Raw genomic sequence first — 16,101 nt, 5'->3', positions numbered from 1 at the left:
CTTTAATCGGCATTTTAAAATAAAAATAAGACAAGAATACTAAATTTGTATTCTTGTCTTTTATTTTTTAAGGATTATTAAAGTCCTATTTATTTAGATTTAATAGTTTTAGCAATGTAAATAAAATCAAAATACAAAGTGGTAAATACAGAAATGAATAAAATTTCAAACTTAGATCTAAAGCATTTTTTAAAATATTCATTAAGGAAAAATAAATAGTTACTATAACAAAAAAGTTAATCTTTGCAATTCCACTTATTAATTCTAGTTTTTATATGCAATAAGTCTCATAGCATTTGCGATTATTTATAGTGTACTAATAATTAAAATGAACTGTGTCCCAAATTTAATTCAACGTGCATCAAATTTAAAACCTGATTCTGTTTAAAAAATCGGTTAAAGTTGCTCTAAGTTTATTTTAAAATTATCAGATAGGATGTACCAAAATAACGTAAACACAAAAAAACATTTAATAACTAATCAAAAGAAAAACCTCTTAAAACATTAATAAATCAACGTTTTAAGAGGTTTACGTGATATTATCTTTGGCATAAAAAAGCCACCAACAGTATGTATTGGTGGAGACGGTGGGAGTCGAACCCACGTCCAAGAATATCGGCACTTAAGCTTCTACGAGCGTAGAACCCTTGCGTATCAACGATTTTTCCTATGTAATCCTAAACTAGGTATTCGTACCTTTTCCGTACTTAGTTCGATGACTTCATTTTAGATGATTAATCTTATAAAATCAAGACGGATAATCATGTGTAATACTTATATCCTTTTAGCACTAACCACTACATATGGTATACCGTATAAAATTTCTATAGAGTAGTGATTGTTAATTAAACTGGTCTAAGGTGAAAAGAATCCCTGCTTAAAAGTAAAAAGAAACACAGTATGAATAATCAATAACTGGTAATATTTTTATGAATAATACTTTTTAAAATATTGCCTTATTGCCTCTTCGTCATCAACATCACTTGCCTCTAAATGCTTCTCTAAATTAGATAAAAACTCTTCTTTCGTAACTTTACCGTTAAACAAACTTTTTATTATATAATCTATTCTAATTTCATTCGCCTGAATAAATATATTCTTTTCATAATCGTTAATTTCACTATATGTATCGCTTATAAAAAATATTTTTATCGTATTGCTAATCAAACTAATAGAATAAAAAATTATAAATGAAAAGAAATAAAATAAAACACCAAATAATAGGTAAAAGAAAAATTTTGGAACTATCACCTTATCATTAAATAAGCTTATATGAACTAATAAAAAAATCATTATCGCAATCCCAATATTAAAGGCTAGAAATTCAAAACTATCAAAAATCTTCCGAATATCCTCTTTGCGGTTTAATTTCTTTAATTGTTTCATTACCTCTTTATTAAAAACACTCATCACAATTGCAACACCAGCAATTATCATCCCAATAGCACCAATTAAAGCTTGTACAATATATAATGTAATATTCTGTATATCAACTAAATAATGCTCTAAGTTGTTATACACATCTATAACATAAATAAATAACACAAAAAGTAAAGATATGAAAAAAGATACTTTACATTCGAAAGATTTAAAATTTATAAAGTCTTTCCATTTTCCACTTTGGGTAAACCTATTAATAATGTTATTTTTCATAGCTACTCCTTTTAATTATTGTAGAAAAATAGAAGCTATTTTATTTTTACATACTTTTGCAAAATCCAATAAACCTTGTGGTTTATCTACCTTATCTTTAACAGGTTTTGTATCATTTGTTGTAAATGTTCTTCCACTAACATTTGAACCTTCAACTGTTATATATCCTTTTTCGATAGCTTCTTCACTAGATAATTTGGAATGTATTTTACCTATTTGCTCGAGTTCTTCGTCAATCATTTCGGCATCTATATCTAATCCCTCTGGTGTTGTAGAAGAGAATGCTATACTTCGTTGGGTTATTTTTCCTTTTTTTAATTGTTCTAAATAATTTTCTCCATTCTCATGTATACTATCCAATAATTCTTCGTCAGGATTAGGAGGTATTACATCTATTCTAAGGGTTGCAATTTTACCTATCTTTTTTAATTCTTGTTTAATACTTTCTACTGACAAGCCCTTTCTAAATAATGATACCTCAAAGTTATATTTTTCGTTTGGAGTAGACATACTTTGGTTTAATAATTCTCTAAACACTTGATTAAACTCTACATACCCAAATCTATTTGGTATATGAAAAGCAATTACTTCTTTATATAAATCATAATGAAATTCTATTACCTCAACGTGTTCAGTTGGTTTTTTTGTTATTTGACCTGTTTTCTCGTCTAAATCATTTATAAAAATGGTCATTTTTTTAATTACTCTACCAGTTATGGTATACTCCAAATCATCTCCAAATTTTTGTAATCCATTAAACTTGTAAACTATTTCTTTGGTAAAAGTATTACCTTCTTCATCTTCACCTATTATTTCTTTAATATATTCAACATTATCTTTAACCTTTATATATAAATCCTTTATTATCCTATCAAATTCTCTTTTATCGTCATATACCTTTAATATATGCGAGTTAATATTTACTTTTGAAAAATAAAGAGTTACTGACACAAAAAAGCACCACCCAAACAAAATTATTTTAATTGTAATAATATTACCACAATAAAGGCTCGTACATAGGATAAAGATTTCCCTTACTCATCTAAAAGTAATGGTATCCCTTGATATTAGGGATTAACCGCTCGTATCGAACGTATCGTTTAATCAAAGTTATGCATTTCAACCTACTATGTCAATTTCCTAAAAATTCCACCCCCATAACTAGTGGAAATCATCCCCCCCCATTTACATAAATAAAGAGACTCTCTGGGAGTCTCTTTATTTTGCTTTTTGCTCATTCTTACGTCTAATCAGTGTTCTTTTAGTAATACCTGTCATTTGCTCTACTTCTTTATAAGTATGTGACTTAAGCAATTCTAGAGCATGTTCAACTTGCTTCATAGTGTGCTTTCTAGGTCGGCCTTCTTTAAAGTCTTCTCTTTGCCTTGCTATTACTTTGCCTTCTTGAGTACGTTCTACAATTAAGTTCCTTTCCATCTCAGCTACTGCTAATAAAGTTGTAAGGAAGAATTTACCCATAGTTGTATTCTCTAGCAGCCCTACATTCAATACATGTACTTTGATTTCTCTTTTAAATAGGTCTTCAATGATTGTAATACCCTCTTTAGTGTTCCTTGCAAGTCTATCTAGCTTTGTCACTACTAGCGTATCACCCTTTTCCAACTTCATAAGCAAATTTGTGAATTGTGGACGTTCGGTCGTTGTACCTGTGAATTTTTCTTCTATGATAATATCACAACCTTCATTAGCTAATGCTTGCGATTGTACTTCTAATTCCTGTGCTATTGTGCTTACTCGTGCGTATCCGTATTTCATTTATTTTCCTCACTTTTTACCCTTTAATATATGTCACTAAGTTTTGTCACCTTCTGATACGTTGATTTTACTGCATGCACTTTACGGTGTCAATACTACTGAGTTATGACACTCTAATAATATAAAAAAAGCCGAATTTTATCGGCATTTAAAGGAAGATTAATCTGATTAGTTTACTATTTGTTTAACAGCCTCTTGAGCAATCATCTGAGTCCCTTTTTTTAGTAATTCTGGATTCCTTGTAAAAATAAAGAGACCAGCACCTAACCTACAACGGCAACACCAGCCACTAATGCTCCCAACTTAAGTTCGTGTTCTTTATTATCTTTGGATTCTTTTTGTAATCGATTAAGTATATCATCTATTTTTTTATCAATTCTCTCTATTCCCTCAAAAGTCGTTACTTTTTCAGATTCTTTCCTTAAATCTTCAACAAGCCATTTTAGCGTTTTTGAGTATGTATCACTTGCAGACTCATGAATTTTAGTGATATTGCATAATCCATCAACAAAGATTTTATACGTTGTATTGTTTTCTTTTACAAATTCTTTAAAAACATCTTTACCGAATTCACCTTTGATTTGCATTTCAATTAATTTATTCATGTTATCACTTGTTAGATTATCAGGATTCATTCCTAAATCTATTATTTTTCCAACTAATTGTTCTCTCTCCATTCAAGACCCCTCAATCTATTTTTGTTTCAATTTTACCAGTTATATATAAATAGTTATGTCATCTTAATAAATTACAAAAAATAAACATATCATTTGTATGAATCTAAAAAAACAAACTATGCTTGATAAATTGAATGGTAACAGAAGTACATAAAAGAACTGCACTCATAAGTTGAAAGTAGTATACTGCCACAAAAAACAATAATTTTTAGTAGATTCATACAATAACCAAAACGTTTTACAATAACATATGTTTTTATATAAAATAAAAAACCAGACACAGATATGCCTGGTTAAAAACTTAAAAATCTTAGGTCAAAACACCTATATATACTATTACAATATAGTTAAAAATAACTGAATATAGAAAACAAACACAAAATTGGTAGATTTTGTGAATTTAAATTGATATATTCATAGAGTAGGAGTCTGCTATATTAGTAGTATAGCAGTTCTTAATTGAATACGGAGGTGATTAGCGATGTCAACATTGGAAATTATTGCTTTACTTAACTTAGTAGTAGCTGTTGTAGCAGTTACTAAAAAGTAATCCTCTTATTTCTATCATTTTTTTAGTCGTAAAGTGTGCGAAACTTTACGGCTATTTTTTTTTCTTTTTATTTATATATTTTAATGACATCTATTATATGTCGTTATTGTGCCATAAAAAATTACTAATCTAGTTAGTAGATTTAGGTACTTGCGATTCGATGCGCTTCATCTACTACAAATTTTAATAGTTAATCATGTAAAAGTATGCGCTCCATCAAATACTGTGAATGGAGGATTAGCTAGCATACAATCAAAAGTTTGATTTTCTAAACCAAATATATACTTTAGATTTAGAGAAAATCTATGCAACTATTAATAGTATATCTATAATATATATACTTGACAATAAAAATATAAAATATAAGTGGTTTTTTTTTATATTTTTTATTGTATTTAATTTTTTTGAAGTTTTTGTTTATATCTCTCTATTCGGAGATTCTAAGAGATTTCCTTCTTTTTTATTTATATATTTTTGGTTTTTTAAAATTTATCTTTTTGGTTTATTTAAATTTATCTTTTTTGGTTTTTTAAAATTTATCTTTTTTGGTTTTTTAATATATTCATTACCAATTCGACTAATCGCGCAATATATAGCACCAAAAACGTTAGTAATAGTAAACTCTTTATTTTCTTTTAGTAAGTCATTTATTTGAGTCGTATCGAAAATTTTATGACTATTTGTGTGAATGAAAGTGGTTTCTGAATCAATTCCATACAGATTTCAATAGACTTACAGAAATGCTTCATATTCAATCTTATTATAAGCATCTGAAGGTTTACCATTTGACACTTATTACTTATAACAACTTTATAAATACAGAGATTTTTTATGCCAGTTAGAGGGAATAAAACTCCAATGAAAAATCGTTATCGAAATTAAACTGATTTTTTCTCATTGTTTTACTTATTTAAAGTACGAAATCATACATATTATTTGAGTCGTATCGGAAATTTTTCAGATGTCAGTTTGTGAATTAGAGTGGTTCTGTTGCACATATAAACTCAACTCGATTACATCATTCTTTAAATTCATAACATAGTTGAATAAGAATAAAAGAGTTGGGGAATTCTTCATTTTGCACGGTATTACAATGTGCGATATTAAACTCCATATAAGGAGGACAAATTGGAGAATTATTAATTATTTGAATGGAAAATTTATTAGAATTCATCTTAACGGGTAAAAATGGAGGACTGTTTAATTATGTTATTTCTTAAGAAAAGGGAAAAGCCCCTTATCGATGTAAATGAAGCCTGGATTTTAATGGAACATTATAAGACTGAAAATAAAAAGATTCTTGATGAAAACAAACTATTATATCAACAATTAGAAGGTTTAACTACAGAGATAGCACAACTAAAGGTGGAAAAAGGTCTTACTCTAAAACAAGTTGACTCATACAAGAAGGAGATTTTTAATCTTAAAGAAGAGTCTAGCAAAACGCATTCAGAAATTAATATATCAAAGAAGTTTGCAGAAAAAGAACATACCACATCACTTAAGAAATTAGAAGCTGAGAATGGTATGCAAAGCAAGATTATAAATTACTATTCTAATAAAAGCAGACAGTTTTTACTAAAAAAAGAATCACTGCTAGCATACGACGTTATCAGTCCAATATTTAAAACACTAGCAGACTTAAGAAATATATTTATGGATTTAATAAGGGGGCTTTACAATGGAAGTATTGAACTAGAAATGAGTGATAAGGACAAATTCTATACCCGCTCACTTATAAAATTTGTAGAACATATTGAAAATAATCTTACTGAATACGAACTTATATTTATACGTAATGGATACTTTCCCCATTATTGTAAAAAAATTAATAGAATATACGATTTCACCAAGGAACTTAAAGATTCATACACTTTAAACAGGAATTTCTTGCATGGTCTTTTCCAATTTTCCATAGATACTTTTGAGATAGAAATGGATATTGCATCTACACCATTTCAAAAAAGAGAGATTATCGATTTAAAAACAATGTACAAAATATTATCTAAAAAAGCTAATTATTTTTCCGAATATGACTCTTTTGAGATAGAATTCTACGAGTTAGCATCCAAAGGGAGACTGCCATTAAATTTGGTCACAGCAAAACTCTTTCAGAATAGGATTCCCTTTGTATTAAAAAATGGTGTTGACAAGTTAAATTGGGATTTCAAACTACTTTAAAGGTACTCTCTTAAGAAAACTTTTTATATTATGGGATGTACTGATTCCAAAGTCTTCAAGTATGGTGTATCAATAAATGATGCAATGTCTCGGTTTAAAGACCATTCAAAGGTGGCAGATAATAATGGTCTTCCCAATTTTAAGCTGTTGATGGAGTTCAAGACACGAAATGCTTTAAACATTGAGCAATACCTTAACAAAAAGTATTTGGAGAGGAAATGGAGTGATAATAACGAGAAGACCCACTCACTGGAGTGGATAACTCTTAAGAACAATACAGAAGTTAACTACCTGCTTCACGAGATGTGGCAGCGAGATGAAGAACTGAAAAAAATACTTTACTTTAGTCCAAAACTATCACCCAAATAGGAAAAGAATGCTGGTCATCCCTTCGTTATCTTAACGAAACCTAAATTCTAAAATCTCCTATATAAGGAACTCTTAGAAATAAAAATATAATTCCAATTAGTTTCCATGTTCAGACTTATATTTTTGTGTCATTAATCAAGTACTTAATGACATGATAGTTGTCGTTCTGAACGCAGTGAAGAACGAGCAACTGCCGAGGAGGAACGAAGCGATAGCGTAGTGACGGGCGTGGACAACGCCTTCTTAGTCTCTTTTAAAAGCATTTTAGGCTTGGCATCCCGTCATGAGTTCGTTCCTCACTCATTCCTCCCCGCCCATGTGCTAATCTTTGCTACGCTACGATTAGACACATGTATATGTTTCTTTCCCATCACTACTTATGCATTTCTTATATAATCTTCTATAAGGAAAATGAATCAAACCCCAGCACCCAAAAGGGTTTGAAGAATCACTTATGCAAAAAAATATACATCAAGTTTAATATCTCCTATTTCACTACAAATACTTCATCTTTTTCAAACCACGCAACAGCTTCTCCATTTAAATACTTCTCTAGTAACCCTCTCATTCTACTCGAAGGAATATATAATTCGATTTGTTCTCCACGTCTTATTCTGCTTCGGAACAGCCATTGAATTAACTCTGATAATGCCCAGAAATCCTCGTCAACTTTGACTTTGTGATATTGAAAAAACTTCACTTCAACTGGATTCATAAATCGATTTGCAAGGTAAATACAAACTTCTTTATCAATATAATCATTTGTTGCTCTAGCAGTAAGTGATACGAACTGTTTCTTTGCTGATTTAGGGGTCATTTTCTTTTCGAAATCCTTCAAGCATGTCCACATTACTTTTTCAGACTTTACTTTGCACTTGTTCCAATAGAAATTATAAGCATGACTCTTTATCAGTTTAACCATCTCTTTATCCTTCGTGTTCTCTAATAACCACGCTTTGCTAAACGCACCTTTTTTATCTCCTACAGCGTTCATATTCTTTTCATTGTATCTAGTCGGGGAATAAATGTTGATGTTTTGTTTAAGGAATGCGACATTCTCTTGCGTTGGTTTAACATATGGAATTAATTCAAAGCGACCTGTTTCACGGTTTAATTCTACAGAATAAAAATACATTCGCACTTCGAACATTTTGAAATAATACCGCTGCGATTGTCCCCAAAACATATAAGTGAGTATGAAAACATCCTTGAACGCTTTGAATACTGATACTGGAAATGTCCAAAACATAGCTGTATTGTTGAAAATCATTAGATTGTTTGTCTTAGCTAATCTTTCAATTCTTTTAAACGTTCCATCATATTTTTCTTTTTTCCAAGCAATAAAACCATTTTCATCAACCGTTACGTATGGTTCATTCCCATCATGACCAAGCAATAATTTAATATCATCTTTCGAAATTTGTGCTTGTTCAATAACGTTTGCAACCTCATCTAATATTAATATATAGTTATGAGATTTGATAAAAGTTAATGTTGCTTCATCGATATTAGAAAATAACTCATGAGTGCTAACGATGTCTTTTCCAAGCCTTACTAATCTTTTTAAACTGTCTAGTTTCGTTACATTGTCTTTATCCGTCTCAGGCTCAGAAAACTTCCTGTTTGTAACGGCGTTTTTAACCCTTTTAACTTCAGATAAAAATGGAGTAATAAACATAAACTTCTCTGATTTATCTGCCTCATTCATACGTTGAATTGCCCAAGAAGTTTTTCCTTTTCCACAAGTCGCATCAATAATATTTATTGGATTTTGATTAGATAAATTTACCAACAAATTCACTCTCTTTCTGTATTTAATTTACAAATATTTATTGAGGTTTTACTATCCTATACTTTACTTTGATAGTAACATTAGTTACATTTCATACTTTTATTATACTAAACCCAAATTTGCTGTTTTTCGCAAAATCCTTCAGAAAAATTCAGAGAAATCTCATGAAATAGTCCACCAAGAACTTTTTTGTTGGTAATTCTTGGAAACACCTTGCTATTTTCTCGTAATCTGAACTTGCATCACAATAGAAAAATTGAGCGATTTTACAATGTTAGTTATTTAAACACATGATGATAGGTAAATATTAATACCCACAAATAAGATTGCTTTAATCCAATCCTATCCTTAAAATAAGGATATACAACATAGAAAGGAGTATTGGCATGCCTACTTTTCAATACGGAACAACTGCTATTGAGTATGACCTTGAATACTCCGAGAACAAAAAAGACGTATCCATTATCGTTGAATGGATGGAAGGTATACGAATAATAGTTCCCAAAAATATTACTGAGAAGCAAGTTATGGATATCATGCAAAAGAAAGCTTCTATCATACTTAGAAAACTGAAAGAAGTAAATCAAATAACAGAACCACCTTTGCCAAAGGAATTTGTCAGCGGTGAAAAGTTTACATACTTAGGACGAAACTATCGATTGAAGGTACATAAAGAAGCAGGGCTTAATAAAGTTAAGTTAGATTTTCTAAGGGGAAAATTTATCGCAACTGTCCCAGATAGAATAGATGAGGATGAGAAAAGACAGCAATTGATAGATTTGTTCAAGACATGGTATCTTGAACACGGCAATGTGAAGATACAGTCACGTTTAAACCTCTATTGTTCTAAGATTGGTGTTACACCTAATGATGTGCTACTAAAAGAGCAGAGAATGCGTTGGGGTACTTGTACTTCGGAGGGGAACATCTATTTAAACTGGCGAATTATTATGTCGCCGATGCCAATTGTGGACTATGTACTTGTTCATGAATTAGCACACTTAAAATATATGAATCACAGTAATAACTACTGGAATTTAGTACGCACTATCCTGCCCGATTACGAACAACGTAAAGAATGGTTGCGTTTAAACGGACCTACTTTAACGTTGGAATAGAAGAAAAGCCATCTCGAGCAGATGGCTTTTACGTTATCATCGTTATTTCCTATAATGCACTGTTGCTAAGTCAATCAATTGCTGTGTTAGACTCTCAAGCTTTTCTTTTGGACAAGGACTTACACGTAGCTGCTTCTTTATCTTCTTCCGCATCTCTCTTTTTACATCTTCTTTGTTTATCCATTCTACTACTGTTTCTTGTTCGATAATGTCCGAGATAAGGTGCGTTAATACCTTTAAATCCTCTACATCATCATATGGAGGCATTTCTTTCTCAAGCATCTGATAAAACGGATATTGCTCACGAGTGAAGCCTTGTTCTTCACCCTTTTGCACTGTACTTCGCATATCCTTTACCATATTATGATATTCCTTCAATAATTCTTCGATATCTATCTGACGTTCTTTTCGTCTCTGAAGGAGTTCTTCCAGCCGCTCCTTTAATGATGTATAGTAAACTGGATTCTCTTCTATCTTGACTCGAATCTCATGACGGATAGCATGTTCCATTTCAGCTGCTTTGCCTTCTGGTGACTTTGTTTCCTCTAGTTGCTTTTCGAATCGATTAGAGAGAATATCAATTGGCTCATGAACAGCATCAATACCCACAGCTGCAAGATGCTCTTCTATAAGCAGTTTCACCTTTTCTCCGCAATCACTGATATCCATCCCATCAATAATACGGTAACGAGACTTAGCCGCTTGCCTAATCTTTCCTAAAAATCTTAAATCACCTATAAAATCATGTGCTTTTGGATTTGGCATAACCATATCCATACTTTGTGAAAATCGTTTAAAAGCTGTATCGAACTCATTTCGTACATCCTCAGGTTCAAGCACCTGTAAGCATGCTTCAAGATTATCTTTATTGATGTAATCGAAAAAGCGCATAGCCGAGCGATGGCGAGATTGAAGTCTCGGTATTTCAGTATCAATATTCTGTAATGCCCCTTGTATATCTTCTTCATTGAAAATATGAAGCGCTTGCTCTAGGAATCTTGAAATCCCGTAGTAATCGACAATTAAACCATATGTCTTTTTATCATAAGTACGATTGGTACGAGCAATAGCTTGAAGAAGATTATGTTCTTTAATAGGCTTATCTAAATACATAACCTGTTCGATTGGAGCATCAAAGCCTGTCAGGAGTTTGTCACATACAATAATGAAACAAAGTGAGTCCTCCGACATTGGCTTCTTGAATCTAGCAATAATATCTTTTTCTTCATCCTTTGATATGTGATGCTTTTGCAGATGTTCCTTATCATTATGACCCGATGATATAATAACCTTGGATTCATAGTTGCTAAGTTCATCTAACATCTCTTTATACATTACAGCTGCTTCACGACTAATCGCTACTATTTGTGCTTTAAAACCATTAGGTTGGATATGAGTTTCATAATGTTCAATGATGTCTAAAACAATACGTTTAATCCGCTTTCGAGACGAGATAATTGCTTCTTCCGTTACAAACTTCTTTTTAATTCGCTCACGGTCTTCCTCTTTATAATCACGGAACTGTCTTTCAAAGAGTTCGTCTAACGAATCTCCTTGTACATGAAGGTCAACCATTCTCGCTTCATAGAAAATTGGTACAGTTGCCCCATCCTCTACAGCTTGTTCAATAGTATATTTGTCGATGTATGGTCCAAATGCACGCTTGGTACTCTTATCTTCCTTATCTATTGGTGTACCAGTAAAAGCTAAATAGCAAGCATTTGGCATGGCACTTTTCATTGTGGTCGCCAGTCCCCCATATTGGGAACGGTGAGACTCATCAATCATTACAAAGATGTTCTCAGCAGTAGATAGATTCTTGAATTCCTTCGTCTCCGCATCCTCTTGGAATTTTTGAACCAAGGTCATGATAGTAGAACCTGTACCTTGCTGAAGCAACTTTCTCAATTGAGAAACTGATTCTGCTTGTTGAGGATTAGGGAAGCCACAGCGACGAAACGTGTTAGAAATTTGGTCATCTAGGTCTTTTCTATCCGTCACAACAACAATAGTGGGATTCTTCATTTCTTGAATACGTCTTAACTTTACAGCAAGATAAACCATTGTAAGAGATTTTCCGCTTCCTTGTGTATGCCATACAACACCACCTCGTTGGGTTGTATCCTTTGCACGAAGAATACGGTCAATTGCTTTATTCACAGCTCGGAATTGTTGATAGCGAGCAAGTTTTTTTATAGTACGACCTTCTACTGGCTCATAGACAATGAAGTTACGAATTAGGTCTAATAGGTTCTCCTTTGTTAGCATTCCAGCTGTCAAAATATCCTGTGGTGTTGGAGAAACTCCAAGTTCTGCTACTGTCCTTGGATATGGGTCTTTCCACTCGCCATAGTGCTGTGCTTTTGCACCAATCGTTCCTGCTTTGGCTCGGTCATTACTTGCGACAATCATGAACAGATTGTAGTGGAATAACTGCTCATGTGTATTTTGATAACGGTTAAGTTGCTGTACCCCCTCACCTACTTGTTCATCTGGAGGCAGCATCGGACTTTTGCATTCAACAATAACAAGCGGTAATCCATTTATGAAAATGATAAGGTCAGGGCGAATGTTTCCTTGAGCATTATTGATAGTGAATTGGTCTACGACAAGGAACTCATTGTTCTTAGGTCTTTCGAAATCGATAAGTTTAACTGTTTGATTTTTCTTACCTTTACCAAGGTCTTGTTGAACAGAAATCATGTTAACTATCATTTCATGGAACTTTTGATTTGCTTCTATTAAGCTAGTCGATTCAATATGAGTAATGGAACGCATGACCTTTGCTAGATTGGTATCGGAAAGCCAAGGGTTTAATCGTAAGATGGCTTTGTTTAAACGTTCTTTTAGCACGATTTCACCTCTAGATTCTCGTTCCGAATCTAGAGAAGGACCATGAAGATGTTCATAGTCCAATTCCTTTAATTGTGTAATCATGCGGTTTTCCACAAGTTCTTTCTCATTCCATTTTGCGGAAGAGGTCATACTTGTGTCACCTCGGTTTCATCCACTTTTACACGGACTTTTCCTGTTAGAAGGGATTGCATAAGTCCTTTCTTTAAAACCTGTAATCGTCTATATTTAGATGTTTCAATGTTAAGTTTGTGGTCAATATTAGTCAGTATATCAATTATTCGTAGTTGTTCGTCTAATGGTGGTAATGGAAAATGTATGCTCTTTAATATTTTACTGTTAATAACTCCCATAGTACCACCCTGGCTCATTCCTTCTAGTTGTTGATAAAAGGAAGAAGAAGACATATAGTATTTATAAAAGTGAACATTTGCTTTAGATTTATCAAATGTAACTTTGAGTAATCGTGGGTTAATAATCCCTGGCTTAAACTGTAATTTAGGTATAACTGCAATTTTACCAAATGTACCTACTAAACTAATGAGTAAATCGAGTGGCTTTACTTTAAACCCATTTAACTCCTCGTATTTTTTATCATCAATATAATAATCCCCGATTGTAAAGTCGTTCGCTATAACTTGTTCCTGCCCATACACTTTAAAACCTGATTTAACATAGAATTCTTTTTTCAATGACGAGCCAAATGGACCAGGTTTCACAGCATTTTTCTCATTCTCAGCGATATCAATAATACCAACAACTTCCCACTCCTCAGGAATCTCTCCAAATTCCGTCTTCTTAAATATCGTATGTCCAATTCCTTTTGTAAAAAGTTGTTGCATCAATCCTTTTTTCATTTTTTCTGTTTGTTCAATAATAGCTTTTGTTTTTTCAATTGTTTTATCAACAGAGGAAAGAATAGATACAATTTTCCTTTGCTCATCCTTAGGAGGTAAGGGAAAAGGATAACTTTTTAAAGCTTCCATATCTATTCCTGTTTGCCCCGAAGTCCTCTGTGACAAACTGTCGATTAGTTCAAACAAAGCATCTTGTTTAAGATAATAATAAACGTAATCTTTAGAAACGTTTTCTTCATTAGGGATAGCCTTAATTAAAGCAACATTGTAAGCTCCTCTTAATCCTCTTAATATTTGAAAAATGGGAGGACCATATCGTCCAATCATTATATCTGTTTCATCACAAAACTTCCTAGCAAGGTGTATAGGAATATAGGTTTTAAATTTATCTGTTTTGTAATCTCGAATCTGGAGTAAACGTACATAGCCTTCCTTAGGTTCAAAATTAAAGGTATCTCTGGGAGGCTGAGAACCACCTTCAAATTTTATTAACTCTCCAACAGTCTTGTTAATCCATCTGTTACTCACCATATCCTAACTCCTTTAAGTACCCATACATTACAGATTCAATCTCCTCACGCTCTTTCTCCAACTTACGAAGTTCACCCAATGCTACAGCTATATCAATTTGCTCTTCTTCCTCTGTTGTGTCAATATAACGAGCAATGTTTAGATTGTAGTCATTTGCACGTATTTCTTCGATACTTACAAAACGGCAGTACTTCTCCACTTCTTTGTATTTGTTGTATGCTTCTGCAATCTTTTCAATATCTTGGTCACGCAATGTGTTTTGACTTTTTCCTTCTTGATAATCCTGAGAACCATCTAAGAAGAATATTTTATTTTTACGCTCTTCTGGCTTGTTACGATTAAGGATAAGAATACACGCTGGAATACCTGTACCATAGAACAAGTTTGAAGGTAAACCGATAACTGCCTCAATTAAGTCTTCTTCAATAATTCCCTTACGAATCGTTCCCTCTGCTCCGCTACGGAAAAGGACACCATGAGGCATTACTACTCCAGCTTTTCCTTCATGAGTTAACGTTGCAATCATATGTTGAATAAATCCATAATCCCCTGCTGTTTTTGGTGGTAGCCCAAAGCGAAATCTACCGTATTCATCACTTTCTGCTTCCTCACGTCCCCAGTTCTTTAAGCTGAATGGTGGATTAGCGATAACACGGTCATATAGGATGAGTTCGCCTTCCTCTGTCAGTTTCGGGTCACGAATCGTGTCTCCCTTTTCAATGCGATGGTCGCTTAATCCGTGAAGTAAAAGGTTCATCTTACATATAGCCCATGTATTAAGGTTTCGTTCCTGTCCGTGTAGAACAAGGTTGCGAGGGTTTCCACCTTGTTCTTTTATGTAATCGACGGATTGGATAAGCATACCACCAGAACCAGCTGTTGGGTCACATACACGCATACCCTCTTCTGGCTTAATCAACTTTACAATAAGTTCGACTACTTTACTTGGTGTGTAGAATTCCCCACCTTTTTTTCCAGCATCGTCTGCAAATTGCTTAATTAAGTACTCGTACGCACGACCGAGCATGTCAGGCTCAGATAGACTTGCATTGCTTAAGTCAATTTTAGAAAAGTGTTGTAGCAATTGTAAAAGAAGATTGTCAGGCAGCTTCTCTTTATCATTAAAGTCGATTGTTGCTAATACCCCTTGTAAGGATACATTTTCTTCTTCTAACTTTTCAAATGCTTTGTTAATGGTATCACCAATATCTTGTGTTTTAGAACGAATATCTTCCCATCTTGCACCTTCTGGAACGAAGAATTGATGCTCATCACGGTCAGTCCAACCATAATCATCTCCTTCTTCCTCTTCTATTCGTTTTGCTGTTTCTACAAATACATCATTTAAGCGTTTCAAAAACAATAAACCAAATATGTAATTCTTATAATCGGAAGAATCAATACTTCCTCGTAATATATTCGCAGATTCCCATAAATGGGATTCCAATTGTGATAAAGTCAATTTCTCCATGTTCTTTCCTCCATTGAATTGTATCTATATCCATGTATGTATAATAATAAAGTGTTCTACTCTTAATATAACAAAATAAGACCCTAACAACTAGCTTCTGCCTAGCTATACCTAAGTATATAAATACTGAACTAGAAACTAAAAAGCTCACTTAAAATCACAAGTCCGTAATAACTAATAAAAGCAATATTTTAATAAGTATTTGGTAGTCAAATTTATATTTAATTTAGAATACAATACAAAAAAAGGTTAATCCATTTATGGGATTAACCT

General features: G+C 32.6%; 10 protein-coding genes. 2 read left to right on the top strand and 8 right to left on the bottom strand.

Going from position 1 to position 16,101, the window contains the following annotated elements; all coding sequences use genetic code 11:
• Positions 1-927 precede the first annotated feature (927 nt).
• The 4 genes from RAH41_RS18470 to RAH41_RS18455 all read right to left on the bottom strand — a co-directional run bounded on the left by RAH41_RS18470 (position 928) and on the right by RAH41_RS18455 (position 4,106).
• Positions 928-1,653: a hypothetical protein gene (locus RAH41_RS18470; RefSeq protein WP_331224589.1), complete on the bottom strand. Its 726-nt coding sequence runs from the start codon at positions 1,651-1,653 to the stop codon at positions 928-930.
• Between the two features lie 15 nt (positions 1,654-1,668).
• The gene (locus RAH41_RS18465; RefSeq protein WP_331224587.1) at positions 1,669-2,604 is read right to left on the bottom strand and encodes a hypothetical protein; all 936 of its coding nucleotides are present in this window, start codon (positions 2,602-2,604) and stop codon (positions 1,669-1,671) included.
• Positions 2,605-2,871: 267 nt separating this feature from the next.
• On the bottom strand, positions 2,872-3,429 hold the full coding sequence (locus tag RAH41_RS18460) for a recombinase family protein (protein WP_331224585.1): 558 nt from the start codon (positions 3,427-3,429) through the stop codon (positions 2,872-2,874).
• A gap of 263 nt (positions 3,430-3,692) precedes the next feature.
• Positions 3,693-4,106, bottom strand: coding sequence for a hypothetical protein (locus RAH41_RS18455; protein WP_331224583.1), 414 nt, complete (start codon positions 4,104-4,106; stop codon positions 3,693-3,695).
• A 1,756-nt stretch (positions 4,107-5,862) separates the two neighbouring features.
• Here RAH41_RS18455 and RAH41_RS18450 point away from each other — a divergent pair.
• Positions 5,863-6,837, top strand: coding sequence for a hypothetical protein (locus RAH41_RS18450; protein ID WP_331224581.1), 975 nt, complete (start codon positions 5,863-5,865; stop codon positions 6,835-6,837).
• Between the two features lie 856 nt (positions 6,838-7,693).
• Here the strand turns inward: RAH41_RS18450 and RAH41_RS18445 are convergent.
• On the bottom strand, positions 7,694-9,007 hold the full coding sequence (locus tag RAH41_RS18445; RefSeq protein WP_419471628.1) for a DEAD/DEAH box helicase family protein: 1,314 nt from the start codon (positions 9,005-9,007) through the stop codon (positions 7,694-7,696).
• A 377-nt stretch (positions 9,008-9,384) separates the two neighbouring features.
• On the opposite strand from RAH41_RS18445, the gene RAH41_RS18440 reads away from it, so the two are divergent.
• The gene (locus tag RAH41_RS18440; protein WP_331224577.1) at positions 9,385-10,116 is read left to right on the top strand and encodes a SprT family zinc-dependent metalloprotease; all 732 of its coding nucleotides are present in this window, start codon (positions 9,385-9,387) and stop codon (positions 10,114-10,116) included.
• Positions 10,117-10,158: 42 nt separating this feature from the next.
• Here RAH41_RS18440 and RAH41_RS18435 read toward each other — a convergent pair whose 3' ends face one another.
• From RAH41_RS18435 to RAH41_RS18425, 3 genes are read right to left on the bottom strand one after another with little or no spacing between them, the layout of a single operon-like run.
• Positions 10,159-13,101 carry a type I restriction endonuclease subunit R gene (locus RAH41_RS18435; RefSeq protein WP_331224575.1) on the bottom strand — a complete coding sequence of 981 codons (2,943 nt, stop codon included), beginning with the start codon at positions 13,099-13,101 and terminating at the stop codon, positions 10,159-10,161.
• On the bottom strand, positions 13,098-14,357 hold the full coding sequence (locus tag RAH41_RS18430) for a restriction endonuclease subunit S (RefSeq protein ID WP_331224573.1): 1,260 nt from the start codon (positions 14,355-14,357) through the stop codon (positions 13,098-13,100). The genes RAH41_RS18435 and RAH41_RS18430 overlap by 4 nt, the downstream gene beginning before the upstream one ends.
• Entirely contained in the window at positions 14,347-15,828 is a 1,482-nt protein-coding gene (locus RAH41_RS18425) for a type I restriction-modification system subunit M (RefSeq protein WP_331224572.1), read from the bottom strand. Before RAH41_RS18425 ends, RAH41_RS18430 begins: the two co-directional genes overlap by 11 nt.
• Between the last annotated feature and the right edge of the window lie 273 nt (positions 15,829-16,101).

It is taken from the genome of Gottfriedia acidiceleris, assembly GCF_036421055.1.
Classification (GTDB): domain Bacteria; phylum Bacillota; class Bacilli; order Bacillales; family Bacillaceae_G; genus Gottfriedia; species Gottfriedia acidiceleris_C.
This window is presented reverse-complemented; position numbering and strand designations above follow the sequence as displayed.